A 24,936-nucleotide genomic window follows, 5' to 3' on the forward strand; every position below is an offset into this window, starting at 1 on the left:
CGGACGACAGCAGTCGAGACGACAGCGGTACGGACGACGGCGCTCAGGGCTGTGGTCGGCCGGGGCGCCGCGCGGGCCTTCGCCGCCATGGCCGGGGCGCTGCTGATGCTCACCGCCGTCGCGGCGGCCCCGGCGCAGGCCGCGGGCTACCGCTACTGGTCGTTCTGGGAGAGCGCCGAGGGGAAGCCCTGGGCGTACGCCACCCAGGGGCCGGCGACCGCCCGCCCCGCCGACGGCGACGCGATCGGCTTCCGCTTCGCGATCAGCCAGGGCACGAGCGACACCTCCCTGCCCTCCGTGGCCCCCGACTTCCCGGGGATCTGCGCGGGCGTGGAGAAGAAGGACGGCACCAAGCGGATCGCGGTCGTCGTCGACTTCGGCGGACCGCAGGACGCCCCGCCCGGCGAGCGGCTCCCGGCGAAGACCGTCCGGGTCGGCTGCGCGCAGGTCCGCGAGGACGCGACGGGCGCGGAGGCGCTGGCCGAGGTGGCGAAGCCGCTGCGGTACGACGGCGCGGCGATGCTGTGCGGGATCGCGGGCTATCCGGCGCGGGGCTGCGGCGAGCAGGTCGCGGAGGGCGGGGAGAAGACGGGGGCTTCGGTCGCCCCCACCACCGCGCCCGGTCCCGGCACCCCTGAGGCTTCCGCTTCCGGGGAAGGGGCCGGCAGCCCGTCGTTCGGCGTGCTCGCCGGCGGAGCCGCCGTCCTGGCGCTCGGCGGTGCCGCGATCTGGAAGGCTCGCCGGCGCGGATGAGCCCCGCACGTAGCCGCGGTGCGTTCACGGCCCCCGTGGCGAACCGGTCGAACGCCCTGCACGCCGGAGCCTGGTGGCTGTGGGCGCTCGGCCTGGCCGTCGCCGCCTCCCGTACCACCAACCCGCTGCTGCTCGGCCTGCTCGTCGGCGTCGCCGGGTACGTCGTGGCGGCCCGTCGTACGGACGCGCCCTGGGCGCGCTCGTACGGCGCGTTCGTGAAGCTCGGTCTGTTCGTCGTCTTCCTGCGGGTGGTCTTCTCGCTGCTGCTCGGTTCCCCCATCCCGGGGACGCACGTCCTGTTCACGCTGCCCGAGGTGCCGCTGCCCGACTGGGCGCAAGGGGTACGGATCGGTGGCCGGGTCACCGCCGAGCAACTGGTCTTCGCGCTCTACGACGGCGCCAAGCTGGCGACCCTGCTGATCTGCGTGGGCGCGGCGAACGCGCTGGCCAACCCGGCGCGGCTGCTGAAATCGCTGCCGGGGGCGCTGTACGAGGCCGGGGTCGCCGTCGTCGTGGCGATGACCTTCGCGCCGAACATGGTCGCGGACGTGGTCCGGCTGCGGACCGCCCGCCGCCTGCGGGGCCGCCCCACGGGCGGGGTGCGCGCGGTGCTCCAGATCGGCCTGCCGGTGCTCGAAGGGGCGCTTGAGCGGTCGGTCGCGGTGGCGGCGTCGATGGACGCGCGGGGCTACGGCCGGACGGCCCAGGTCCCCGCCTCCGTACGCCGTACGACGAACGTCCTGACGCTGGGCGGACTGCTCGGCGTCTGCGCCGGTTCGTACGGGCTGCTCGCGGCGGAGGGCGCCGGATACGGGCTCCCGCTGCTGGCCGCCGGGCTCCTCGCGGCGATGGCGGGGCTCCGGCTCGGCGGGCGGCGGACCGTACGGACCCGGTACCGGCCCGACCACTGGGGCGCGCGGGCCTGGCTGGTCGCGGGCTCGGGAGTGACGGTCGCGGTCCTGATGATCTGGGCGAACGCGTACGCGCCGGAGGCGCTGCATCCGGGGGTCGTCCCGCTGGAGGCGCCCGAGCTTCCGCTGTGGCCGGCGATGTCGATCCTGGTGGGTCTGGTGCCGGCGTTCGTGGCGCCCGTACCCGAGGAATCCGTACGCCAGGAATCCGCACGCCAGGAATCCGCACGTCAGGAGTCCGTACGCCGGGAATCCGCACGCCGAGAGTCCGCACGTCGGGAGTCCGCACGTCGAGAATCCGTACTCCCGGAGTCCGTACGCCCTGAGTCCGTTCCCAAGGAGAGCACGTGATCCGCTTCGAGAACGTCTCGGTGAGGTACGAGGAGGACGGCGAGCCCACCCTGCGGGGCCTGGACCTCACCGTCCCCGAGGGCGAGCTCGTGCTGCTCGTCGGCCCCTCCGGCGTCGGCAAGTCGACCCTCCTCGGCGCGGTCTCCGGCCTCGTCCCCCACTTCACGGGCGGCACCCTGACCGGCCGGGTCACCGTCGACGGCCGGGACACCCGCACGCATCCGCCGCGCGAGCTCGCGGACGTGGTCGGCACGGTCGGACAGGACCCCTCGGCGCACTTCGTCACCGACACGGTCGAGGACGAGCTCGCGTACGGGATGGAGTCCCTGGGTCTCGCGCCGGCGGTCATGCGGCGGCGGGTGGAGGAGACGCTCGACCTCCTCGGCCTGGCCGAACTCCGCGACCGCCCGATCGCCACGCTCTCCGGCGGGCAGCGCCAGCGCGTCGCGATCGGCTCGGTCCTGACCCCCCACCCCAAGGTCCTCGTGCTCGACGAGCCGACGTCCGCGCTGGACCCGTCGGCGGCGGAGGACGTCCTCGCGGTGCTGCAGCGGCTGGTGCACGACCTGGGCACGACGGTGCTCCTCGCCGAGCACCGCCTCGAACGGGTCGTCCAGTACGCGGATCAGGTCATCCTCCTGCCGGACGGTGTCATGGGCCCGCCGGCCGAGATCATGGCGGTCTCGCCGGTGCATCCGCCGGTGGTGGCGCTGGGCCGCCTGGCGGGCTGGGACCCGCTGCCGCTGACGGTGCGGGACGCGCGGCGGCGGTCGGGTGCGCTGAAGGAGCGGCTGGCGGGGCTGGACCCTGCGGGGCGTCTCCCCCACCCCGCCCCTTCCCGGAACCGGGGCTCCGCCCCGGACCCCGGTCCTCAAACGCCGGACGGGCTGGATCATTCAGCCCGCTCGACGGCGGGCGAAGCCCTGCCCGCCGACCCCGGCGGAAGCGCGGCTTCACCGCCGAGCGACATCTCAGTCCGCACAGCGCCTTCGCTGCGGGGAGCTATTTCAGCCCCGCCGGCGTGTGAGGCGCGGGGGTACGGGGGCAGCATCCCCGGTTTCGGGAAGGGGCGGGGTGGGGGAATCCTCCCGTTCCTGCGGCGCCGCACCCGCACGACCGGCCCGGCCACCGCCGCGACCACCGACCCCACCACCCCCCTTGTCCTCACCGAAGGCCTCGGCGTGCGGCGCGGTCGCGTCGAGGCCCTCCGCACGGTGGACCTCCAGGTCCGGGCCGGTGAGACCGTCGCGCTCATGGGGCGGAACGGGGCCGGGAAGTCCACGTTCCTCTCCACCCTCGTCGGCATGATCCCGCCGACCTCCGGAACGGTCCACGTCGCCGGGCGCACCCCTCACACCACCGCCCCCGGCGAGCTGATCCGCCAGGTCGGCCTGGTCCCTCAGGAGCCGAGGGACCTGCTGTACGCGGACACCGTCGCCGCCGAGTGCGCGGCGGCCGACGCGGACGCGGGCGCGGCGCCCGGGACCTGTCGGGCCCTGGTCTCCGAGCTGCTGCCGGGGGTCGCGGACGACACCCACCCCCGCGACCTGTCCGAGGGGCAGCGGCTCGCGCTCGCGCTGGCCGTCGTCCTGACCGGCCGCCCGCCCCTCCTCCTCCTCGACGAGCCGACCCGTGGTCTGGACTACGCGGCCAAGGCCCGGCTCGTCACGCACCTGCGCGCCCTCGCGGCGAAGGGGCACGCGATCGTGCTGGCCACCCACGACGTGGAGCTGGCGGCCGAACTGGCGCACCGGGTGGTGATCATCGCGGACGGCGAGGTGGTCGCTGACGGCCCGACGGCCGAGGTCGTCGTCTCCTCCCCCGCCTTCTCCCCACAGGTCGCCAAGATCCTCGCGCCGCAGCCGTGGCTCACGGTGGAACAGGTGGAGGGGGCGCTGTGAAGCATGTGAGCGGCCGCCCCGTCCGGCTCGGCCCGCGCTCCGTCGCCGCGCTCGTCCTGGTGTCCTTCATCGGGATCATCGCCTTCTGCTGGCCGCTCTTCGCGGATGCCGACTCGGCCGTCACCTCCCACGCCGGAGACGCGCCCTGGCTCTTCGCGGCCCTCCTCCCGCTCCTCGTCGCGGTCGTGATCGCGACGATCGCCGACTGCGGGATGGACGCGAAGGCCGTGGCGATGCTGGGTGTGCTCGCCGCCGTGGGGGCCGCGCTCCGCCCGCTCGGGGCGGGGACGGCCGGGCTTGAGCCGATGTTCTTCCTGATGGTGCTGAGCGGCCGGGTCCTCGGACCGGGCTTCGGCTTCGTGCTCGGCGCGGTCACGATGTTCGCGTCCGCCCTGCTCACGGGCGGGGTGGGCCCCTGGATGCCGTTCCAGATGCTCTCGATGGGCTGGTTCACGATGGGCGCGGGGCTGCTCCCTGGGCCTCGGCGGCTGCGCGGGCGGGGGGAGCTGCTGATGCTCTCCGCGTACGGGTTCGTGGCGGCGTTCGCGTACGGAACCGTCATGAACCTGCAGGGCTGGGTCCTGCTCCAGGGCCTGAGCAGCGGGATCTCCTTCGAGCCGGGCGCCCCGCTCCACGAGAACCTCGTCCGTTTCCTCGCCTACGTCGTCGCCACCTCCCTCGGCTGGGACCTCGGCCGCGCCGCCCTCACCGTCGTCCTCACCCTCACCATCGGATCCACGCTCCTGAAGGCGCTGCGCCGTGCCACACGACGGGCGAACTTCGAGGCCCAGGTCACATTCGAAGGCGCGGAAAGGGCCGCTCCGGGTGAGCCGCCCCACAGGACCTACGTCACGTACGAGCGGAAATAGTAGCCAGACACACCCTCCCAAATCACCCCACTACAGGGCATGACCTGCGGAAACGCCCCACACCCACCCCCCGGGACCTTCCGCCCGGGTCCGAACCTTCCTCGTACAGGGGGTCGTTGCGTCGGCGTTCCGACCCTGGTTTCGTAGTGGACGTCGCCAGGCAGCCGGTGCTCACCGCAGCGCCTCGGACGGCCGGTTCCCCCCAGTACCCGGGTCTCCCGGGCCCTGGTTCCGGCTTGCCGAAATCGCCCGGCGCGGCCCTTGTTCCCGACGTTAGGTAGATACGTTGTTCCGCTCGCTCACCACTCGTGCCACTGCCCGCAACAAGAAGATCGCCGCCACCGCAGCCGTGCTGCTGGGTGCGTCGGGTGCGGTGCTCGGTACGACCGGCTCGGCTTCGGCCGCCAGCCCGCAGGAGCTCGCTCGCGACATCGTCCCCGCCTCGCAGTACGCCGCCTTCAGCAAGATCGTCTCGCACGAGTCCGGCTGGAACCCCAGCGCCACCAACTCGTCCAGCGGCGCGTACGGCCTGGTCCAGGCCCTCCCGGCCTCGAAGATGTCCTCGGCCGGTTCCGACTGGAAGACCAACCCCGCCACGCAGATCAAGTGGGGCCTGAACTACATGAACGAGCGCTACGGCTCCCCGAACGCCGCCTGGGCGTTCTGGCAGGCCAACGGCTGGTACTAAGAAACACCCAGCCGCACAGCGCATCCGCAAGGCCCCGCCCTCCTTCACGGAGGGGCGGGGCCTGCGGCGTTTTCCGCCCTGGAAATTTAGTAGACCGGTCGTCTAGTGTCTCTGGTGTCGGCGGACCCGTTCCCGCCGCGACGATGCCGGAGGCTGCCCCATGTCCGCAGAACCCACCCCCGCCGAGCGGGGCATCCTCGGCCCCGGCCGGTTCGGCGAGCTCGTCGGAACCGCGCTCCCCGTCGTCCAGGGACCCTTCGGCGGCGGCCTGTCCTCCGTCGCCCTCGCGGCGGCGGTCTCCGAGGGCGGCGGCCTCGGCTCGTACGGGGCGCACATCCTCGGCCCCGAGGAGATCACCGCGCTCGTGACCCGGCTCCGCGCGGCCACCGATCGCCCGTTCGCCGTGAACCTCTGGGTCCCGCAGGAGGGCGAGGCCGAGGCGCTCGCCGCCGTCGCGGACCCGATGGCGGCGCACGTCGAGCGCCTGCGGCCGTACTACGAGGAACTGGGCGTCGAACCGCCGAGCGCCGAGGACGTACGGGCGTGGCCGGACTTCGACGAGCAGCTGGACGCCCTCCTCGCGGCCGCCCCGCCGGTGATCAGCCTGGTCATGGGCCTGCCCCCGCGCCGGCTCGTCACGGAGGCCCGCCGGCGCGGGATCGTCGTCGTGGGCACGGCGACGACCGTCGACGAGGCCGTGGCCCTGGAGCGGGCCGGGGCGGACGCGGTCGTCGCCTCCGGCAGCGACGCGGGCGGCCACCGGGGCGCCTTCCTCCGGCCGGTACGGGAGTCCCTGGTCGGCACCTTCTCCCTGGTCCCGCAGGTGGCGGACGCGGTGACCGTCCCCGTGGTCGCGGCGGGCGGGATCGCCGACGGGCGCGGGATCGCCGCCGCGCTCGCCCTGGGAGCGGACGCCGTCCAGATCGGCACCGGCTTCCTCGCCGCCCGCGAGTCGGGGGCGAGCGAGGTCCACCGGCGGATTCTCGGCACCCCCGAGTCCCGCACCACCGTGCTCACCCGGCTCTTCTCTGGGCGCACGGCCCGGGGTGTCCCGAACGACTTCGTCCGGGACATGGCGGCCCACGAGGAGCACGTGCCCCCGTATCCCGTACAGAACGCCCTGATGCAGCCGATCCGACGGGCCGCCGCCGCACAGGACCGGCCCGCGTACGTGAACCTGTGGGCCGGACAGGCGGCGGCACTGGCGCGGGGGTCCCTGTCGGCGGAGGCGTACCTCTCGGCTCTCGTGAAGGAGGCGGGCGCCGCGCCGGGCGCACCGTAGGCGGCGGACTCCCGCGCCGGGCGCCCGTAGGGGGTGCGCTCCCGCGCCGGGCGCCCCGTAGCAGGCGTCAGAGGCGCTGGATGATGGTGCCGGTCGCCAGCGCTCCGCCCGCGCACATGGTGATGAGCGCGAACTCCTTGTCCGTACGCTCCAGTTCGTGCAGGGCGGTGGCGATCAGCCGCGCTCCGGTGGCACCGACGGGGTGGCCGAGCGCGATGGCGCCGCCGTTGACGTTGACCTTCTCCAGGTCCTGGTCGAAGACCTGCGCCCAGCTCAACACCACTGACGCGAAGGCCTCGTTGATCTCGACGAGGTCGATGTCCTTGAGCGACATGCCGGCCTTGCCGAGCACCGCGCGGGTCGCGTCGACCGGCCCGTCGAGGTGGTAGTGCGGGTCGGCTCCGACGAGGGCCTGAGCGACGATCCGGGCGCGCGGGCGGAGCTTGAGGGCGCGGGCCATGCGCTTGGAGGCCCACATGATCGCGGAGGCGCCGTCGGAGATCTGGGAGGAGTTCCCGGCGGTGTGGACGGCGGTCGGCATGACGGGCTTGAGCCGGCCGAGGCCCTCCATGGTGGTGTCACGCAGACCCTCGTCCCGGTCGACGAGCCGCCACATGCCCTGCCCCGCGGCCTGTTCGGCCTCCGTGGTGGGGACCTGGACGGCGAAGGTCTCGCGCTTGAACCGCTCCTCGGACCAGGCGATCGCGGCCCGTTCCTGGGAGAGCAGGCCGAGGGAGTCGACGCGCTCGCGGGTGAGGCCGCGACGGCGGGCGATGCGCTCGGCGGCCTCGAACTGGTTGGGCAGGTCGACGTTCCACTCGTCAGGGAAGGGCTTGCCGGGTCCGTGCTTGGAGCCGGAGCCGAGCGGGACGCGCGACATGGCCTCGACGCCGCAGCTGATCCCGATGTCGATGACACCGGCCGCGATCATGTTGGCGACCATGTGGCTGGCCTGCTGCGAGGAGCCGCACTGACAGTCGACGGTGGTGGCGGCCGTCTCGTACGGCAGGCCCATGGTGAGCCAGGCGGTGCGCGCCGGGTTCATGGACTGCTCGCCGGCGTGGGTGACCGTACCGCCGACGATCTGCTCGACGCAGTCGGCGTTGATGCCGGTGCGACCGAGGAGTTCGCGGTAGGTCTCGCCCAGGAGGTAGGCGGGGTGAAGGTTGGCGAGCGCGCCTCCGCGCTTGCCGATGGGGGTGCGTACGGCTTCGACGATGACGGGTTCCGCGGCCATGAGCTCGTCCTCTCCTCGACCGTGCGGGGTGTCCCGGCACCTCGTCCGGTCGGCGTCCCGGGGGAACTAGTACGCGTTCTAGTTCTGAGTGCAGTCTTATGACTGCTACCCCGGGTACGCAAGGGTCCGGGACGCAACAGTTCTCGCCCCGCCTCTTGCTACTTGGCGGACTCGTTACTAACTTTCCCGGCAGTTTCTGATGGGCCATCAGATATTCATCGGATAATGGAGCGTGCTGCCGATGCCCTGCCCTCATCTCCCCGAAGGCTTCGACGCCACGGACCCCGACCTCCTCCGTACCCGCGTACCCCTGCCGGAGTTCGCCGAGCTGCGGAAGACCGCCCCCGTGTGGTGGTGCCCCCAGCCGCCCGGCATCACGGGCTTCCGGGACGAGGGGTACTGGGCCGTCACGCGCCACGCGGACGTCAAGTACGTCTCCACGCACCCCGAGTTGTTCTCCTCGAACCTCAACACCGCCGTGATCCGCTTCAACGAGAGCATCGCCCAGGAGCAGATCGACGTCCAGAAGCTGATCATGCTCAACATGGACCCGCCCGAGCACACCCGGGTCCGCCAGATCGTCCAGCGCGGCTTCACCCCCCGGGCGATCCGGACCCTGGAGACGGCCCTGCGCGACCGCGCCCGCTCCATCGCCGAGGAGGCCCGGCAGAACGCCGGCCCCGACGGCACCTTCGACTTCGTCACCCAGGTCGCCGTCGAACTGCCGCTCCAGGCGATCGCCGAACTCATCGGCGTCCCCCAGGAGGACCGCTCCCGGATCTTCGACTGGTCGAACAAGATGATCGCGTACGACGATCCCGAGTACGCCATCACCGAGGAGATCGGCGCCGAGGCCGCCATGGAACTCATCGGCTACGCGATGACCATGGCCGCCGCCCGCAAGGAGTGCCCGGCCGCCGACATCGTCAGCCAACTCGTCGCCGCCGAGGGCCAGGGCAACCTCTCCTCCGACGAGTTCGGCCTCTTCGTCCTGCTCCTCGCCGTCGCCGGCAACGAGACCACCCGCAACGCCATCAGCCACGGCATGCACGCCTTCCTCACCCACCCCGACCAGTGGGAGCTCTTCAAGCGGGAGCGGCCGGCGACCACCGCCGAGGAGATCGTGCGCTGGGCGACCCCGGTGGTCTCCTTCCAGCGGACCGCGACCCAGGACACCGAGATCGGCGGCCAGAAGATCCGAGCGGGCGACCGGGTCGGCATCTTCTACTCCTCCGCCAACAACGACCCGGAGGTCTTCACCGACCCCGAGCGCTTCGACATCACCCGCGACCCCAACCCGCACCTCGGCTTCGGCGGCGGCGGACCGCACTTCTGCCTGGGCAAGTCCCTGGCCGTGAAGGAGATCGACCTGATCTTCAACGCGGTGGCGGACGTGCTCCCCGACCTCACGCTGGTGGGCGAACCCCGCCGGCTGCGGGCGGCCTGGCTGAACGGGGTCAAGGAGCTCAGGGTCCGCGCGTCGGCCTGATCCGGAGCGGCCGGAACCGGATCGGGCCGCACCTCGGCCTGATCCCGGAGCGGCCGGAACCGGATCGCCGCCGGCCGCGTCCGACCCCACATGCGGGGGACACACGGAAGAAGCCTGACCAGCAGGGTTCCGCACGCCAGAATCCTGCCCAGCAGGGTTCCGCACGCCAGAATCCTGACCACCGTCATCGCGCTGCTCGCGCTCCAGCTCGGCCAGCTCGTCGCACCGGCGTACGCCTGCGGCTGCGGCGCGATGATCCCGGACAAGGCCGAACGCATCGGCGTCGACCGCGAGGAGTCGGCCGTCCACTGGGACGGGAGCACCGAGACCGTCGTCATGCGCTTCCGCGTCCACGGGAACGCCCGGCGGGCCGCCTGGATCATGCCGGTGCCCGGCCGGGCCGACGTGTCCCTCGGCGACCCGGCGCTCTTCGACGAACTCGACCGGCTCACCGAGCCCGAGCAGCGCGACCGCTTCCACTTCTGGCCGCGCGGGGACGACTGGCCGTTCTCCGACGGATACGGGGACGGCGCCGGCGCCGCCCCGCCCGGCAGCGGCGCCGGCGTCGGGGTCGTCGGCCGCGAGCGGCTCGGCCCCTTCGACGTGGCCAGGCTGACCGCCACCGACCCCGACGCCCTCGGCGACTGGCTGCGCGCCAACGGCTTCGAGCTGCCCGAACGGCTCACCGGCGCGCTCCGGCCGTACGTGGAACGGAAGTGGGAGTACGTCGCGGTCCGCCTCGCGCCCGAGGAGAAGGACACCACCCTCTCCGGCGAACTCACCCCGCTGCGCATCACCTTCGCGTCCCCCGAACTCGTCTACCCCATGCGGCTGTCGCGGCTCGCGAAGAACGCCCAGACCCTGGGGCTGTCCATCCTCGCCGACCACCGGATGGAGCCGCGCTCCCCCATCGGCGGCGACAGCCCGGAGGTCACCTTCGCGGGCCGGATCGACCAGCCGGAAGGCGCGGTCGCGGAACTCACGGGCACGGCACGGCCGATCCACCTGACGGTCCTGGAGCAGAGGTTCCCCCACCCCGACCGCATCGACGACGACCACCACCTCCGCACGGTCGCCGACACCCCGTACCGCGAAGTCGTCTACACCGACCGGCTGTTGACGATCGGCGGCGACATCCCCGCGTGGCTCGCGACGGTCGGCGGCGGCGCGCTGCTCGCGGCGGCGGCGACGCTGTTCGCCGTACGCGCGTCGAGGCGCCGCTCGGACGCCACCCCCGGTGTACGTTCGCCCGCATGACGAACCCTCAGTGGAACGAAGTCGACCGTTACGTCACCGAGCTGCTCGCCCCGGCGGACGAGGCGCTGACCGGCGCGCTCGCCGCGTCCACGGCGGCCGGCCTGCCCGAGATCGCGGTCGCCCCGAACCAGGGCAAGCTGCTGCACCTGCTGGCCGCGATGCAGGGCGCCCGGAACATCCTGGAGATCGGCACCCTCGGCGGCTACAGCACGATCTGGCTGGCGCGCGCCCTGCCCGCCGACGGCCGGCTGATCACCCTGGAGTACAACCCCGCCCACGCGGACGTCGCCCGCGCCAACATCGCCCGCGCCGGCCTCGACAAGCTCGTCGAGGTCCGGACGGGCGCGGCCCTGGACAGCCTGCCGCTGCTGGAGGAGGAGGGCGCGGGCCCCTTCGACCTCGTCTTCATCGACGCGGACAAGGTCAACAACCCGCGGTACGTGGAGTGGGCGCTGAAGCTGTCCCGCCCGGGCACGGTGATCATCGTCGACAACGTGGTGCGCGGCGGGAAGATCACCACCGCGCACCCGGACGACCCGGCGATCACGGGCACCCGCGAGATGTTCGAGCTGGTGGCACGCGAACCCCGCCTGGACGCGACCGCGTTCCAGACGGTCGGCACGAAGGGCCACGACGGCCTGCTGATCGCCCGCGTGGTGGCTCAGCCCTGAGCAGGACGCCTCCCAGGGGTCCCGCGTAGTGGCTCAGCCCTGAGCAGGACATCTCCCTAGGGGGTGTCCTGCCGCCATCCCACGAACAACGGCACCTCGCCCGCCTCGTCGAGGACGACGACCCCGAAGGGGCGGTCGAAGGCGATCCGCTCCACCACGGTGGGGCGGGGCGCGGCCGCGCTCCGGGTCATCGTCACCGTGGTGACGGCCGCCGCCTCGACACCCTCCTCGGCGACCTCGACCACGGCCTCCTGCAGGACCTTGTCGATGTACAGGTCCGCCTCCGAGATCCCCGAGAAGTCGGCCTCGGGGCGCAGGGCGAGCCGGACGCCGAGGGCGTCGAGAGCGGGACGGACGTCGCTCCTGGTCCGGAGCGTGAAGCGCGGCAGCGCGAGATCGACCGAGTCGGCCACGAGCGGCGTCCGCTCATCGCCCCCGGCCCAGGCGGCGGGCACCACGTCGCCGGCCCCGGCCCCCTCCGCCCCCAGCGCGAACCGCACCCGAGCGCCCCCCTCACACGGCAGCTCGACCACGACGACCCCGCCCACGTACCAGACCCACCCGGCGGGAATCCGCTGCCGCATGGTCGGTACGGGCCGGGTGACGCCGCTTCCGTCGGTGAAGGGCTCGTCGCGGGTGAGATGCCCGGGGAAGGCCGTCCGCCAGGAGGCCTTCAGCGCAAGGGCGTTGAGCAGGACGAGGTCCTCGGACCCGTCGAGATCGAGCGGCAGCCGCTGGATCCGCCCACCGGTGGCGCCCCTCACCCAGTCGTCGAGCTCCTCCTGGGCGTCCGGCGGCTCCTCCCACGACACGTCGTCCGTCGCCCCGAAGACCGTGTCGGGCAGGGCGAGGTAGGCGGCACCGGGCAGCACCCCGAACCGGACATCGGGCAGCCCACGCCGAAACCCGTCCCGCACGGGCACCGTGCTCCACACGCCGGTCGCCATCGCGACCCCGCCCGTCCCCCCGAGCCACCGGCCGACGTCGGTCACGCCCGCGGCCGCCGCCTCGCCCTCGACCCCGAGCAGCCCCGCCAGTTCCTCGCCGGTCCGCCCCCGCGCCCCGGAGGCGACGGCCCCGAGGGCCGACCACAGCCCGACCGGCGACACGACGAAGTCGCCGCCCCCGAGATGGGGCAGCCAGCGCAGGGCCAGGGTCCGTACCGCGTCCGCTCGGAGGACGGTGGGGCTGTGGGTCATATCGCGCCTTCCACTAGGGGGTGTCTTGTCGATCAGGCCGGATCAGGGAGCGGGGTCTGGTGCCGTGGATCGCAAGGCGGAGGAGGGAGTCGACACGGAGTGTCGGCGAGTGACGACAACGCGGCGAGGCGCGGCACCAGGCCCCGCGAGCCCGGCCTGATCGGCAAGACACCCCCTAGCGCCTCGCACGACGGGCAGTCGAGACGTTCAGCGTAGCGAGTGGGGTGGGACGGCCCCGTACTGACGCCGTCCCGACGGGTCCGTGTAGCAGACTGCAGGCACATGGCCAGGGCCCGGCGCAGCGCCCGGCCCGCAGGTACGTAGTGAGAGGTGTCGTGTGCCCAGTGTGGTGAAGATCAACGTCCTGACCGTTCCGGCCGAGCAGCGCGAGGTGCTCGAGCAGCGGTTCGCGTCCCGGGCCGGGGCCGTGGAGGGGTCCGACGGTTTCGAGTGGTTCGAGCTGCTGCGTCCGCTGGAGGGCACCGACCAGTACCTCGTCTACACCCGGTGGCGCAGCGAGGAGGACTTCCAGAACTGGATGAACGGTTCCATGAAGGCCGCGCACGGCGGTGGCGGTGAGGCCGGCGAGCGGCCGAAGCCGGCGGCTTCCGGGTCCACCCTCTGGTCGTTCGAGGTCGTGCAGCAGGCGTCCCCGAAGAACTGAGCTGCGTCCCAGGTCGTGCGCGCCGCACAATGGCCCGCATGACCTGGACTTTCTCTCCCGAGCGCGTCGACACCCCGGACGCCTCCGCCCTCCGCCGTGACTACTACGACGACGTCGCCAGCCGCTACTGGAAGCGCCCGGCGACCGAGGCGGAGATCGACGAGGGCCTGGAGAACGACGGGGTCGAGCTGCTGACCCCGCCGACCGGGCAGTTCCTCGTCGCGCGGTACGAGGGCAAGGCGGCCGGCTGCGGCGGGTTCCTGATGCTCGACGGTGAACGCGCCGAGCTGACCCGGGTCTTCCTGCGTCACGCCTTCCGCGGCCTGGGCGGGGCCGGGGCCCTGCTCGCCGAGGTGGAGCAGGCGGCCCGCGGCCTCGGCGCCCGCCGGATGGTCCTCAACACCCGCCTGGACCTGGTCGAGGCCCGCGCCCTGTACGCGCGGCACGGGTACGGGGAGATCCCCGCGTACTGCACGGGCCCGTACATGGACGTCTGGTACGGCAAGGACCTCTGACCCGTCCCCGTCCCCGGCGCCGGCGCCGGCGCCGGCGCCGGCGCCTGGACGGTCAGCGGCTCCAGACGACGACGTCGAAGACGCCGCTCGTGTCGGAGCCCTGACCGGTCAGTTCCTTGACGGTCAGCCGGGCGAGCCGGCCGTCGTTCGTGCGGGCGCAGGCGACCAGGCCCGTCTTCAGCTTCATGTCCGTCGAGGTCCCCAGGGTGTCGACGACACCGGCGCAGTCCTCGTAGGTGGGCGTCCGCGTCGACTCCTTCCACACCAGCGCCTTGGTCGCGCCCTCGGGCCGCAGCATGTGGGTGGTGCCGAACGGATAGACGGAGAAGTCGTTCTCCTCGGCGATCTCGGACTCCACGGGAGGCGCGGAGTCCAGATCCTTGTCCTCCGTGTACGTGATCGCCAGGGCGCCCTGCCACACGACGGTGTCGGCCGGCTTCGCGGGCGCGGTGGCGGTGGCGCTCTCGGTCGCCTGCGATTCCGGGGACTGGGAGGAATCCTGGCCCGGCGTGGACTCCTGGTCCGGCGTCGACTCCCGGCCCGGCGCGGACTCCTGGCCCGGCGACGCGTCCTTGGGCGCGTCGTCGCTGCCCTGGGACGAGGGCGCCGGGCCCTGTGCGGTGGGCGGCACGGTGTTCGCGTTCTTGCCGCTGCTCACCAGATACGTACCGACGACGCCGATGACCGCCGCCACCAGAGTGGCTCCCGCGCCGATCCAGGCCCCTCGATGCGAGGCCCCGCGCGCCGGAGCGGGCGGCGCCGGCGTGCCGTAACCACCGCCGTACGCCGGTCCGCTCGGCGGGTACGCCGGAGCCGTCGGCCAACCCTGACGTGGCTCTTCGCTGCTCATCCTGCCCATCCCCCTATGAAGCGATCTTGAAGGGGACAGCGTACTGAGGGGTCCTGAACAGCCGTCATACAGGGTTTGCGGCCCTCGAGTTGCGCCCTCGAAGAACGCCAGGACGTCCGGCCCGATCGACAAGACACCCTCTAGGCGTGGTGGTCGCGGGGCGGCTCGGGCGTGTCGGGCCGTTCCCTGTCCGAGCCGTTCAGTTCGGCCGTGAGTTCCTCCACCAGTTTCACGAGGTCGGTGGGGCGGTCGGGCCCCCACCAGTCGCCGAGGAGTTCGGCGAGCGACTCCTCCCGCGCCTTGGCGAGCTTCGTCGCCGTCATGACGCCCTCCTCCGTGAGGATCAGCTGGACCCCCTCCCGGGTGGCCAGCCGCCGCTCCTCCACCTGACGGGACGCCTCCGTGATCACCCGCAGCGGTACGGGGGTGGTCTCGGCGAGCCGGGCCGGTTCGACGGTGCCGTGGCGGCGGATCCGGAGCAGCAGCCAGCTCGCGGCGGGCAGCAGGTCGAGACCGGCGCGGGCGGTGATCTTCTCGTACACCGCCTTGCGGCCCTCGCGGGAGCCGAGGACGGACAGGGCGCGGGCGCACTCGTCGTGGGAGGAGCGTTCGACGGGGTTCGAGGCGAGGGTCTGGCTCGTGTCGGGGGCCGTGACCGCGCCGCGCAGCTTGTCCTCCTTGAGGAACCAGGCGACGACGAAGGCGACGAGGACGACCGGCGCCGCGTACAGGAAGACGTCGGTGATGGACGTGGCGTACGCGTGGAGGACGGAGGGGCGCAGGTCGGGCGGGAGTTCGGCGATGGTGCGCGGGTCGGCGGCCACCTGGTCGGGGCCGATGCCGGGCGGGACGGTCTGCCCGGCGCTCGCCGCGCTCGCGAAGACGTCGTCGAGTTTCTGGGTGAGCCGGTTGGTGAAGATGGTGCCGAAGACGGCGACGCCGAAGGACGCGCCGATGGAGCGGAAGAAGGTGGCTCCGGAGGTGGCGACGCCCAGGTCCTGGTAGGAGACCGCGTTCTGCACGACCAGGACGAGGACCTGCATGACGAGGCCGAGCCCGGCGCCGAAGACGAAGAAGTAGACGCTCATCTCCCAGGTGGAGGTGGTCTCCGTCAGCTCGTTGAGGAGGAGCAGTCCGAGCGCCGTGAGGGCGGTGCCGGCGATCGGGAAGACCTTCCAGCGGCCGGTGCGGGAGACGATCTGGCCGGAGACGGTCGAGGTGATCAGCATGCCGAGGACCATCGGCAGCATGTGGACGCCGGACATGGTCGGGGTGACGCCCTGCACCACCTGGAGGAAGGTGGGGAGGTAGGTCATCGCGCCGAACATCGCGAAGCCGACGACGAAGCTGATGACGGACACGAGGCTGAACGTCCGGATCCGGAACAGCTTGAGGGGCAGGACCGGTTCGGCGGCCCGCCGCTCCACGTACACGAAGCAGACGAGGAGTACGGCTCCGAGGACGGCCAGGCCGATGATCTGCGGCGAGCCCCAGGCCCAGGTGGTGCCGCCGAGCGAGGCCACCAGGACCAGACAGGTGGCGACCGAGGCGATGAGGAACGTGCCGAGGTAGTCGATGGCGTGCGGGGTCGAACGCACCGGGATGTGGAGCACGGCGGCGATCACGAAGAGGGCGACGATCCCGATCGGCAGGTTGATGTAGAAGACCCAGCGCCAGGAGAGGTGCTCGGTGAACAGGCCGCCGAGCAGCGGGCCGAGGACGCTGGTGGCACCGAAGACGGCACCGAAGAGGCCCTGGTACTTGCCGCGCTCCCGGGGGGAGACGAGGTCGCCGACGATCGCCATCGACAGGACCATGAGCCCGCCGCCGCCGAGGCCCTGGACCGCGCGGAAGCCGATGAGCTGCGGCATGTTCTGGGCGATGCCGCAGAGGGCCGAGCCGATGAGGAAGATGACGATGGCGGCCTGGAACAGCTTCTTGCGGCCGTACTGGTCGCCGAGCTTGCCCCAGAGCGGGGTGGCCGCCGTGGACGCCAGCATGTAGGCGGTGACCACCCAGGAGAGGTGTTCCATGCCGCCGAGCTCGCTGACGATGGTCGGCAGGGCCGTGGAGACGATGGTCTGGTCGAGGGCGGCGAGCAGCATGCCGAGCAGCAGCGCGCCGATCGCGACGATCACTGTGCGGGGACTCTGCCCTTCCCCCGGCACGGGATCGCCGCCGAGCTGGGGCGGGCTCGTTTCCTGGGCCATGGGCGCCTCCTCGGGCCTCTTCCTCGGGCAGCGTCTCCATCCTGGTCCGAATGTCCGGATATGGCCTGCGGAAGAGGGCGGCTGTTCACCCACCGAACAGGGGCGGGCTGCATAATCGCTCGCAGTTGTATCGGGGAGGGGACCCATCATGACCGGACACGTCTGTCCTGAATGCGGTGTACACAGACCTGGCTGCGCCTGCGCCCAGGCGGAGATAGCGGCGGCCGAGGACTTCGACCCGCTGCGGATCAGGCCGTACGTGACGCTGGACGCGGGGGAGCGCGCGGGCTACGCGGAGACGGGGGAGGACCTGGCGCCGCGCACGGCGGGGCAGGGGGGCGCTCCGGCGCCCACGCCTGCGCCTGCGCCTGCGCCCGCTCCTTCTCCCGCGCCCTCTGCCGGGCCGCCTGCCGGGCCGTCTGCCGGACCGCCTGCCGGGCGGTCGGGGTACGCCCCCGCGGGCGCGGCCGAGGACCCGCCGACGGCGCAGCTGGCCGCGATCCGACCGGAGGATCCGGGGCCGGGGGCGTACGGGGCGGAGCGGACCGGACCGGGCGCGTACGGGGCGGAGCAGGCCGGACCGGGCGCGTACGGAGCAGAGCAGGCCGGACCGGGCGCGTACGGGCTGGAGGAGTACCCGACGGAGCCGTACCGCGCGGAGCAGCACCCGGACTCGTACCCCGGCGCCCACCCCGACAGCGACCCCTCCGAGACCATGCCGCTGCTCCTGCACGGCATCGGCCGCATCGTCGACCCGACGGCCGAGCGGGAGCCGACGCGGGGACGCCGCCGCGGCATGGTGGTCGCGGCGATGGCGGCCGTCGCCGTGGCGGGTACCGCCGCCCTCGCGGCGGCCGTCCTCGGCGGCGGGGACGAGACCGACGACCGGGCGCTCGGACCAGAGATCACCACCAGCGCGTCCCTGAACGTCGCCGTCTCGGAGGCCCCTTCCCCCTCCCCCACCTCCGAGACGCCGGAGCCGAGCTCGTCCTCGCCGTCCACGCGCCCGACCACCGCCTCCGCATCGCCGTCCCCCACGCCCACGCCCACCGCGTCCCGGACCACCCCGCGGCCCAGCGCGTCGACCGGCGCGGCGGCGCCCCCGCCGGCCACCACGGCGGCTCCGACGACCGCCGCGCCGACGACGGCCACCCCTTCCCCGCAGGCCCCGGAGGAGACCGAGGAGACCACGGCCACCCTGAGCTACGGCTCCAGCGGGGCCGAGGTGACGGAGCTCCAGATGCGCCTGATCCTCGCGGGGGCGTACCACGGCGACGTGGACGGGGAGTACGACCAGGACGTGTGGCGCGCGGTGAAGAGCTACCAGTCCTGGATGTTCATCGAGGACGACCCGAAGGGTGTGTACGGCCCAGCCACGCGCGAGGCGCTGGAGAGGAGCACCCGGATCTGAGCCGCCTCGGAACGTCGTGGGATCCCGCTCCGCGGACCGGGTTGGCCAAGACGGCCCCCGGTTTTGTATCGTGGAAAAACAAAGTGGCCCCGCCCGTATTCCCTGACCGGCGGGCGGGACCGCTTCGTTCTCCGCACCCCTCCCTGGAGACCCGATGCCTGCCACCACCCCGGCACAGCTCACCGCCCGCGCCCTCCTCCTCGACATGGACGGCACCCTCGTCAACTCGGACGCCGTCGTCGAGCGCTGCTGGCGACGCTGGGCGGAGCGGCAGGGGCTCGACGCGGCCGCCGTCCTGAAGGTCGTCCACGGCCGCCAGGGGTACGCGACGATGGCCGTCCTCCTCCCGGAGCGCCCGATGGAGGAGAACCACGCCGACAACCGGGTGATGCTCGCCGAGGAGACCGCCGACCTCGACGGCGTCGTACCGGTTCCCGGCGCCCCCGCCTTCCTGGCCACCATCGCCGACCTGCCGCACGCCCTGGTGACCTCGGCCGACGAGGCGCTCGCCCGGGCGCGGATGGGCGCGGCGGACCTGCCGATGCCGGAGACCCGGGTCACCGCCGAGTCCGTGGGCGCGAGCAAGCCGGACCCCGAGGGCTTCCTCAAGGGCGCGGCGGAGCTGGGCTTCGCCCCGGCGGAGTGCGTGGTCTTCGAGGACTCCGAGGCCGGCATCCAGGCGGGCCGCGCGGCCGGCATGCGGATCGTGGGCGTGGGCCCGCGCGCGGCGGCCTTCGCACCCGACATCCACGTCGCCGACCTCACCCGACTGCGGGTCGAGGCCGCCGCCGACGGCACGATCACCCTCACCGCGCTTCCGTAGCGCCCCGGGCAGCCCGGGGGGCACTCATCTCCCGTAGCGCCCCGGGCAGCCCGGGGGGCCACTCATCCCCGGGCAGCACCGAAGCCTGCGACTCACCGCCCCACCACGTACCCCTCCCCCGCGCCGACCCGCGGCCGGGCGATCCGTCCGCGCGCGACCAGTTCGAGGGTGGTCGCGGCGGCCACCGCCTGTACCGCGAGCAGGGCGATGAGGACGAAGAGCTGAACGGCGCCCGCGTGCAGCGGTGAGGCGCCGCCGAGCAGCATCCCCACGAAGGCCCCCGGCAGCGTGACGAGCCCCACCGTGCGGGTCTGGTCCATGCCGGGGAGCAGGGCGTCGGCCGCGGCCTTCCGCGCCACTTCGAGCCGCGCCTCCCGGTCGACGAGCCCGATCGCGAGCCCCGCCTCCACCTCGCCCCGCCGCGTCTCCAGCTCGTCGAGCGCGCGCCGCCCCGCGAGGACGGTGGCCGTGAGCGCGCCGCCGACGAGGATGCCGGTCACGGGTACGAGCGTGATCCCCCGCACCGGTACGAGTCCGGTGACGACGAGCGCGAGGACGACCGGGCCCACAGCGGCGGCGATCGGCACACCGGCCCACCACCAGCCGCGCCCAGGCGCCGGCACGACCCGCCGCCCTGCCGTCCGTACCGCCACGGCGTACATCAGGAGCAGGAAGCAGAGCAGCAGGGGTACGGAGCGGACGACCCACCCGATCACGAGCGAGACGGCGACCAGCTGGACGGCGGCCCGTGCGCCGGCGAACAGGGTGTCGCGGGCCCGGCCGAGGTGCGCGAGGGCGACGACGCCGGCGGCGAGGGCGAGCAGGACGGCAAGTACCGCCCCAAAGGTGACGTTCACGTCCAGAAGCACACGGTCACAGTAGAGGTCTCCCGCAACGGAGGGGCGCCGGGCGGAATCTGGCGCTCCATCAGCCGTGTCACACCCCTTGATGTGACGTGCCCATGTCGCCACCCTGTTACCTGGCGCACCCCACACGGAAACCTTGCGCCGCCACGATGACCGGGCCAGCGCCCGGCACCCCCGCGGGGACGGCAACAGCCAAGGTCCCCCCACCTCAAGGGAGTTCACATGCCCGTCGGCATGATCTACGCGCGTCGACTCGCTGTACTCGCCACCTCCGCCGCCCTCACGGTCACCGGCCTCCTCGCCACGGCACCGGCCGCCCAGGCCGCCATGCCGACCCCCGTCAGCGCGGCCACCGCCCGTACCTACCTGGCCGCCCTCACGGTCAAGGCGGAAGGTTCCTCCACCGGCTACAGCCGGGATCTGTTCCCGCACTGGATCACCCAGTCCGGTGCCTGCAACACCCGCGAGACCGTCCTCAAGCGCGACGGCGTCAACGTCGTCACCGACTCCAGCTGTGCCTCCGTCAGCGGCAGCTGGTACTCCGAGTACGACGGGGCCACCTGGACCGTCGCCTCCGACCTCGACATCGACCACGTCGTCGCCCTGTCCGAGGCCTGGCGCTCGGGCGCGAACGCGTGGACCACCGCACAGCGCCAGGCCTTCGCGAACGACCTGACCCGGCCCCAGCTCATAGCCGTGACCGACAACGTCAACCAGGCCAAGGGCGACCTGGACCCGGCGGAGTGGATGCCCTCGCGCACGGCGTACCGCTGCACGTACGCCCGGGCGTGGGTGCACGTGAAGTACCACTGGAACCTCAGCATCGACTCGGCGGAGAAGAGCGCCCTGCAGTCCGTCCTCAACGGCTGCTGACCGCACTCCCCCACTCCGCACGGAACCGCACCGCCGCCGGACCACCCGGGCCACGCCCCGGAACCGGCTCCCGGAGGAACGGGCCGGAGACCGCAGGACGGTTTCCGGCCTTTCCCGACCGAGCACACCCCCGCACCTAACGCCTCACCCCTCCCTCACCCCGCCTCCCCCGCCTCACCCCCGCCTCACCCCTCACCCCGCCTCCCCCCCACACCACCCCTCACACCGCCTCCCGCACTCGGCACGCGGCACGCCCCTCAGCACCCGCCCCCGGCACCTCCGCCGTGGTGCGGCACCCGGCCAACGGTGGCTCCCCCACCCCCGCGTAGGCTCTGGCCCTGTGAATCTGCTCGACAGCCTCGGCTCGCTGCGGTCGCTGACCGCCGGCCCGTGGATCTACCCGGTGGTGGCGGCGTCGATCCTGCTCGACGTCTTCCTGCCCGTGCTGCCGAGCGGCTTCCTGGTGATCACCGCCGCGACGGCGGCGGCGACGGCGACCGCGGCCTCCCCCGACGTACCGTCCCTCCTCCCCCTGCTCCTCTGCGCGGCCGGCGCCTCGGTGCTCGGCGACTTCCTGGCGTACCGCCTGGCCCGGCGCGGTGGCGCCAGGCTGGACAGGGCGATCGCCCGCTCGCGGCGCCTGTCCCTGGCGCAGGAACGTCTCGGCACCGCGCTGGCCCGGGGCGGCGGGCTGCTCGTGGTGCTCGCGCGCTTCGCCCCGGCGGGCCGCTCCGTGGTCTCCCTGGGCGCGGGCGCGGCCAAGCGGCGGATCAAGGACTTCCTGCCGTGGTCGGCGCTCGCCGGCGTGACCTGGGCGTCCTACAGCGTGGGGCTCGGCTGGCTGGGCGGACAGTGGCTGGGCGCGACCTGGTTCAGCGCGGGGGTGTCGACCCTCGCGCTCTTCCTGGCGGGCGGCCTCGCCGCGTACCTCATACGGCGTCCGGCAGCGGCTCCCGCTCCGGTCTCCTGACGGCGGGGTGCGCCCCGCGCACCTCCAGGTCGGCGAGGAGCCTCGCGGTCGCCTCGGCCACCTCGTCCACGGCACGGTCGAAGACCTCGCGGTTGTGGGCGGCGGGCGCGCGGAATCCGGAGACCTTGCGGACGTACTGCAGGGCGGCGGCGCGGATGTCCTCCTCGGTCGCCTCCTCGGGCAGCGCGGGCGGTCGGAGCGTCTTGATGCTGCGGCACATGCCTCCAGTGTGGCGCGCGCCACTGACAATCACCCCGAGCCCGCCGCTCACCGCAAGACGCCCCTAGGGGGTCACGCTCCGAGACCACGTCTGCTGCGCGCGTTGATCTCGGCGGCGCGGGCGCGCAGCTCACGCAAGGGGGTGGCGAGCTGTACGTCGACGGGCTCGGCCTCCCATTCGGCGCCACCGTGGACGGCGCGGATCAGAAAGCGCCCGGAGACGCTCTCCACGTAGAAACCGACCCGCCCGGTGGCGGTGTCGCGGACGAGGTCACCGACCTCGGGCAGTGGCTGCACGCATCCCCTCCGTCCCGAATCCTGAAGCCTGGGGACCACCTAGAGAAGCGGGGAGACCCCGCCCTGTCAACGTATCTCTAGAGATGTCCCCCGATGGATGGATCGACCCGGCGGGACGGCGCACACGTGTGCACCCTGGCCCAGGGGTGCGCCGTAGGGTGTCCCGCAGATGAAGGGAGTGTCCACCCGTGACTGACCAGGACAGCGCTCGTCGGCCCAAGTACCAGCGCATCGCCGACGAGTTGAGAACCGCGATCCAGTCAGGCGCCTTCGCGCCGGGCGACCGGCTCCCCGGCGAGAACGACCTCATGACGACGTACGACGTGGCCCGGATGACGGCCCGCCAGGCCCTCTCCGTCCTGCGCAACGAAGGTCTCGCCGAGGCCCGCAAGGGCGCCGGGGTCTTCGTCCGGGTCTTCCGCCCGCTGCGCCGCCGGGGCATCCCGCGCCTGGCGGGGGACCACTGGGGCAACGGCCGCTCGGTCTGGTCGGCGGACGTGGAGGACCGGGCCCTGGTGGTCGACCAGATCGAGGTGGCGGAGACGGCGGCCGAGGCGAGGATCGCCGGGGCGCTGAACCTGCCGCCGGGCGCGCCGGTCTGCGTCCGCAGCCGCCGGTTCGTCCTGGACGCCAAGCCGGTGCTGCTCTCCGTCTCGTACCTCTCCGCCGAGCTGGTACGCGGGACGCCGATCACCGAACCGGACACGGGCCCGGGCGGCACCTACGCCCGGCTGACCGAGCTGGGGCACCGGCCGGCGCGGTTCCGCGAGGAGATCCGGTGCCGGATGCCGACGGCGACGGAGTCGGACCGGCTGGCCCTGCAGTTCGGCACGCCGGTGGTCCTCATCGGGCGCACGGCGTTCACGGCGGCCGGGGTCGCGGTGGAGCTGAACGAGATGACGCTGGACTCGTCGTCGTACGTCCTGGAGTACGACTTCGACGCATGACCGGGACAGTACGACACCGCAACCCTCCGCCAACCCCCACTCCCACCCTCCCCCATCCCTCCCTCCTCCCTGTGGCCGAACTTGTGCGGAACACGTGAACGTCATGCGTATTCTGTGTGCTCGCCGGGCCCCATCGGACGTGTGCCCGGCAGAAACTGAGGGACACTCATGCTTCGTGCACGCACGCTCGCGGCCGTGACCGCGGCCGCCGCCTCCGGCGTCCTGCTGCTGCCTACGCAGGCCCAGGCCGCCGGCTCGGTCCACCTGTACAAGATCTACTACGACAGCCCGGGCTCGGACCTCCGCTCCAACGCGAGCCTCAACGCCGAGTACGTGCAGATACGCAACACGACCGGTGCCGCGGTGAACCTGCGGGGCTGGACGGTCACGGACGCCGCGAACCACAAGTACACGTTCGGCTCGTTCACCCTGGGCAGCGGCAAGATCGTGACGGTCCGCACGGGCCGTGGCACGAACACCGCCGCGAACGTCTACCAGAACCGCGCCGCGTACGTCTGGAACAACGACAAGGACACGGCGACGCTGCGCAAGTCGAGCGGCGCGTGGGTCGACAACTGCGCGTACAACTCGACGCGCGTCGACTACAAGTGGTGCTGACCCCGCACCACGCCTGACGGACCGTGGGCCCCGGCGACCGGGGTCCCACGGCTCACTCCGGGACAGCGCGAAGACGGCCCGCCTCAGCCCTCCCGGGAAGCCTCCGGCTCCTGCCGAGCGGCCGGAATCCCGTGCTGCTGCACATCGGCGTTGACCTGCCCGCCGAGCGTCATCACGTTCAACGTCGCCGAGTTCTCACTGGCGATGGCCTTCTCGACCCGGGCGACGAGCGTCGAAAAGGCGTCCCGCTTCGGCAGGTTGTGGTACGGCCCGACCTTGGCCTCGAAGTAGACCCGCTCGTGCCCGAGGAGCTGCTCGGTCGACCGGTAGTTCTTCCACTGCTCCCGGTACCGGTACACGCTCTCCAGCGACACGGCGGCGACGACCACGACGCTCAGCACCGTGGCCGTGACCCGCGCGAACGCGAGATCCACGTTCACGAACACCGGCACGAGCGCCCCACCGACGACGGACACGGTCCGCATCCGCAGATGCATCGCCTTCATCCGGGTCGCCTTGACGTCGTACCACTCCTGGTACTGCGCGAGCCTGGTCTCGATGTACCGCTGCGGCGTCATCTCGCCGCTCTGCACCACGGATTCGGGCGCGTCCCCCACCTCAGCCATGCCCCGGAGTACACCCGCCCCGCCAGGCTCACGTCAACCCAACCCCACACACGACGAAGCCCCCCGACCGCAAACAACCGGAGGAAGCCTACGCAGCAGAGTTGCGGGCCAACGCCGGTCAGCCGTCGATCGGCTCGGCCTGGTGCGCCGCGGCAATGACATCGATCCGTTGGGCAAGGTCGAAGTCGGCGGCGGTCAGGAGGTAACCAGCGTCGTGGGTGGTGATCCCAAACCGCACCTTCCCCCACCGCAGGTCGATGTCGGCGTGGTGGCCGATGAGCCGCTCGACATCAGCAACGTGCACGATCATCGCGACGCCGCCGTGGTAGCGGATCCCGTACGAGCGGGTGATCTCGTCACCGTCGCGACGCCAGCCCGGAACCTCGACCAGAGCAGCCGCGATCTGCTCCTCCGTCAGCGGCGTCTTCTCGTCCGACAC

The 24,936-nt window shown here is 72.6% G+C and carries 26 protein-coding genes; 17 read left to right on the forward strand and 9 right to left on the reverse strand.

What is annotated here, in order from left to right; translation table 11 throughout:
- The first annotated feature begins 87 nt into the window (after nucleotides 1-87).
- The 6 genes from OG580_RS10310 to OG580_RS10335 all read left to right on the forward strand — a co-directional run bounded on the left by OG580_RS10310 (nucleotide 88) and on the right by OG580_RS10335 (nucleotide 6,755).
- The gene (locus tag OG580_RS10310) at nucleotides 88-753 is read left to right on the forward strand and encodes an SCO2322 family protein (RefSeq protein WP_267047957.1); all 666 of its coding nucleotides are present in this window, start codon (nucleotides 88-90) and stop codon (nucleotides 751-753) included.
- Nucleotides 750-2,015 (forward strand): energy-coupling factor transporter transmembrane component T, encoded by a 1,266-nt coding sequence (locus OG580_RS10315; protein ID WP_267043349.1) that lies wholly within the window; start codon nucleotides 750-752, stop codon nucleotides 2,013-2,015. Before OG580_RS10310 ends, OG580_RS10315 begins: the two co-directional genes overlap by 4 nt.
- Nucleotides 2,012-3,916, forward strand: coding sequence for an ABC transporter ATP-binding protein (locus tag OG580_RS10320; RefSeq protein WP_267043350.1), 1,905 nt, complete (start codon nucleotides 2,012-2,014; stop codon nucleotides 3,914-3,916). The genes OG580_RS10315 and OG580_RS10320 overlap by 4 nt, the downstream gene beginning before the upstream one ends.
- On the forward strand, nucleotides 3,913-4,785 hold the full coding sequence (locus tag OG580_RS10325; protein ID WP_267043351.1) for an ECF transporter S component: 873 nt from the start codon (nucleotides 3,913-3,915) through the stop codon (nucleotides 4,783-4,785). The genes OG580_RS10320 and OG580_RS10325 overlap by 4 nt, the downstream gene beginning before the upstream one ends.
- 286 nt (nucleotides 4,786-5,071) lie before the next feature.
- Nucleotides 5,072-5,473: a transglycosylase SLT domain-containing protein gene (locus OG580_RS10330; protein WP_267043352.1), complete on the forward strand. Its 402-nt coding sequence runs from the start codon at nucleotides 5,072-5,074 to the stop codon at nucleotides 5,471-5,473.
- A gap of 160 nt (nucleotides 5,474-5,633) precedes the next feature.
- Nucleotides 5,634-6,755, forward strand: coding sequence for a nitronate monooxygenase family protein (locus OG580_RS10335; RefSeq protein WP_267043353.1), 1,122 nt, complete (start codon nucleotides 5,634-5,636; stop codon nucleotides 6,753-6,755).
- 67 nt (nucleotides 6,756-6,822) lie between these two features.
- On the opposite strand, the gene OG580_RS10340 is transcribed toward OG580_RS10335, so the two are convergent.
- Nucleotides 6,823-7,992 (reverse strand): steroid 3-ketoacyl-CoA thiolase, encoded by a 1,170-nt coding sequence (locus OG580_RS10340; protein WP_267043354.1) that lies wholly within the window; start codon nucleotides 7,990-7,992, stop codon nucleotides 6,823-6,825.
- 241 nt (nucleotides 7,993-8,233) lie between these two features.
- On the opposite strand from OG580_RS10340, the gene OG580_RS10345 reads away from it, so the two are divergent.
- From OG580_RS10345 to OG580_RS10355, 3 genes are all read left to right on the forward strand, one after another.
- On the forward strand, nucleotides 8,234-9,481 hold the full coding sequence (locus tag OG580_RS10345) for a cytochrome P450 (protein ID WP_267043355.1): 1,248 nt from the start codon (nucleotides 8,234-8,236) through the stop codon (nucleotides 9,479-9,481).
- Between the two features lie 90 nt (nucleotides 9,482-9,571).
- On the forward strand, nucleotides 9,572-10,738 hold the full coding sequence (locus OG580_RS10350) for a DUF2330 domain-containing protein (protein ID WP_267043356.1): 1,167 nt from the start codon (nucleotides 9,572-9,574) through the stop codon (nucleotides 10,736-10,738).
- Nucleotides 10,735-11,409, forward strand: a complete 675-nt coding sequence (locus OG580_RS10355) for an O-methyltransferase (protein ID WP_267043357.1) — start codon at nucleotides 10,735-10,737, stop codon at nucleotides 11,407-11,409. Before OG580_RS10350 ends, OG580_RS10355 begins: the two co-directional genes overlap by 4 nt.
- 56 nt (nucleotides 11,410-11,465) lie before the next feature.
- Here the strand turns inward: OG580_RS10355 and OG580_RS10360 are convergent, their stop codons facing one another.
- The gene (locus OG580_RS10360; protein WP_267043358.1) at nucleotides 11,466-12,608 is read right to left on the reverse strand and encodes a serpin family protein; all 1,143 of its coding nucleotides are present in this window, start codon (nucleotides 12,606-12,608) and stop codon (nucleotides 11,466-11,468) included.
- Between the two features lie 337 nt (nucleotides 12,609-12,945).
- Between OG580_RS10360 and OG580_RS10365 the strand changes: the two genes are divergently transcribed.
- Together OG580_RS10365 and OG580_RS10370 are read left to right on the forward strand one after the other, a co-directional pair.
- Nucleotides 12,946-13,272, forward strand: coding sequence for an antibiotic biosynthesis monooxygenase (locus OG580_RS10365; RefSeq protein ID WP_267043359.1), 327 nt, complete (start codon nucleotides 12,946-12,948; stop codon nucleotides 13,270-13,272).
- Nucleotides 13,273-13,301: 29 nt separating this feature from the next.
- The gene (locus OG580_RS10370; protein WP_267043360.1) at nucleotides 13,302-13,787 is read left to right on the forward strand and encodes a GNAT family N-acetyltransferase; all 486 of its coding nucleotides are present in this window, start codon (nucleotides 13,302-13,304) and stop codon (nucleotides 13,785-13,787) included.
- A gap of 52 nt (nucleotides 13,788-13,839) precedes the next feature.
- Here the strand turns inward: OG580_RS10370 and OG580_RS10375 are convergent, their stop codons facing one another.
- A complete protein-coding gene (locus OG580_RS10375) occupies nucleotides 13,840-14,637 on the reverse strand; it encodes a hypothetical protein (protein WP_267043361.1) in 798 nt (265 codons plus the stop codon).
- 140 nt (nucleotides 14,638-14,777) lie between these two features.
- Entirely contained in the window at nucleotides 14,778-16,847 is a 2,070-nt protein-coding gene (locus tag OG580_RS10380) for an MFS transporter (RefSeq protein ID WP_267043362.1), read from the reverse strand.
- A 148-nt stretch (nucleotides 16,848-16,995) separates the two neighbouring features.
- Between OG580_RS10380 and OG580_RS10385 the strand changes: the two genes are divergently transcribed.
- Together OG580_RS10385 and OG580_RS10390 are read left to right on the forward strand one after the other, a co-directional pair.
- Nucleotides 16,996-18,258: a peptidoglycan-binding protein gene (locus OG580_RS10385; RefSeq protein WP_267043363.1), complete on the forward strand. Its 1,263-nt coding sequence runs from the start codon at nucleotides 16,996-16,998 to the stop codon at nucleotides 18,256-18,258.
- Between the two features lie 154 nt (nucleotides 18,259-18,412).
- Nucleotides 18,413-19,081, forward strand: a complete 669-nt coding sequence (locus OG580_RS10390; protein WP_267043364.1) for an HAD-IA family hydrolase — start codon at nucleotides 18,413-18,415, stop codon at nucleotides 19,079-19,081.
- 92 nt (nucleotides 19,082-19,173) lie between these two features.
- Here OG580_RS10390 and OG580_RS10395 read toward each other — a convergent pair whose 3' ends face one another.
- Entirely contained in the window at nucleotides 19,174-19,950 is a 777-nt protein-coding gene (locus OG580_RS10395) for an ABC transporter permease (protein WP_267043365.1), read from the reverse strand.
- 219 nt (nucleotides 19,951-20,169) lie between these two features.
- Here OG580_RS10395 and OG580_RS10400 point away from each other — a divergent pair, with 219 nt between their 5' ends.
- On the forward strand, nucleotides 20,170-20,820 hold the full coding sequence (locus OG580_RS10400) for an HNH endonuclease family protein (protein WP_267043366.1): 651 nt from the start codon (nucleotides 20,170-20,172) through the stop codon (nucleotides 20,818-20,820).
- 346 nt (nucleotides 20,821-21,166) lie between these two features.
- A complete protein-coding gene (locus OG580_RS10405; protein ID WP_267047958.1) occupies nucleotides 21,167-21,790 on the forward strand; it encodes a DedA family protein in 624 nt (207 codons plus the stop codon).
- Here OG580_RS10405 and OG580_RS10410 read toward each other — a convergent pair.
- Both OG580_RS10410 and OG580_RS10415 read right to left on the reverse strand, forming a co-directional pair.
- Nucleotides 21,750-22,010 carry a DUF2277 domain-containing protein gene (locus OG580_RS10410; RefSeq protein ID WP_267043367.1) on the reverse strand — a complete coding sequence of 87 codons (261 nt, stop codon included), beginning with the start codon at nucleotides 22,008-22,010 and terminating at the stop codon, nucleotides 21,750-21,752. The genes OG580_RS10405 and OG580_RS10410 overlap by 41 nt on opposite strands.
- A gap of 71 nt (nucleotides 22,011-22,081) precedes the next feature.
- Nucleotides 22,082-22,306, reverse strand: a complete 225-nt coding sequence (locus tag OG580_RS10415; RefSeq protein ID WP_267043368.1) for a hypothetical protein — start codon at nucleotides 22,304-22,306, stop codon at nucleotides 22,082-22,084.
- Between the two features lie 188 nt (nucleotides 22,307-22,494).
- Between OG580_RS10415 and OG580_RS10420 the strand changes: the two genes are divergently transcribed.
- Together OG580_RS10420 and OG580_RS10425 are read left to right on the forward strand one after the other, a co-directional pair.
- Complete coding sequence (locus OG580_RS10420) at nucleotides 22,495-23,253, forward strand: GntR family transcriptional regulator (protein ID WP_267043369.1); 759 nt, start codon at nucleotides 22,495-22,497, stop codon at nucleotides 23,251-23,253.
- Nucleotides 23,254-23,421: 168 nt separating this feature from the next.
- A complete protein-coding gene (locus OG580_RS10425; protein ID WP_267043370.1) occupies nucleotides 23,422-23,871 on the forward strand; it encodes a lamin tail domain-containing protein in 450 nt (149 codons plus the stop codon).
- 83 nt (nucleotides 23,872-23,954) lie between these two features.
- On the opposite strand, the gene OG580_RS10430 is transcribed toward OG580_RS10425, so the two are convergent.
- Nucleotides 23,955-24,497 carry a DUF4231 domain-containing protein gene (locus OG580_RS10430; RefSeq protein ID WP_267043371.1) on the reverse strand — a complete coding sequence of 181 codons (543 nt, stop codon included), beginning with the start codon at nucleotides 24,495-24,497 and terminating at the stop codon, nucleotides 23,955-23,957.
- A 118-nt stretch (nucleotides 24,498-24,615) separates the two neighbouring features.
- Nucleotides 24,616-24,936 carry a 4a-hydroxytetrahydrobiopterin dehydratase gene (locus OG580_RS10435; RefSeq protein ID WP_267043372.1) on the reverse strand — a complete coding sequence of 107 codons (321 nt, stop codon included), beginning with the start codon at nucleotides 24,934-24,936 and terminating at the stop codon, nucleotides 24,616-24,618.

The organism is Streptomyces sp. NBC_00094, assembly GCF_026343125.1.
Taxonomy (GTDB): domain Bacteria; phylum Actinomycetota; class Actinomycetes; order Streptomycetales; family Streptomycetaceae; genus Streptomyces.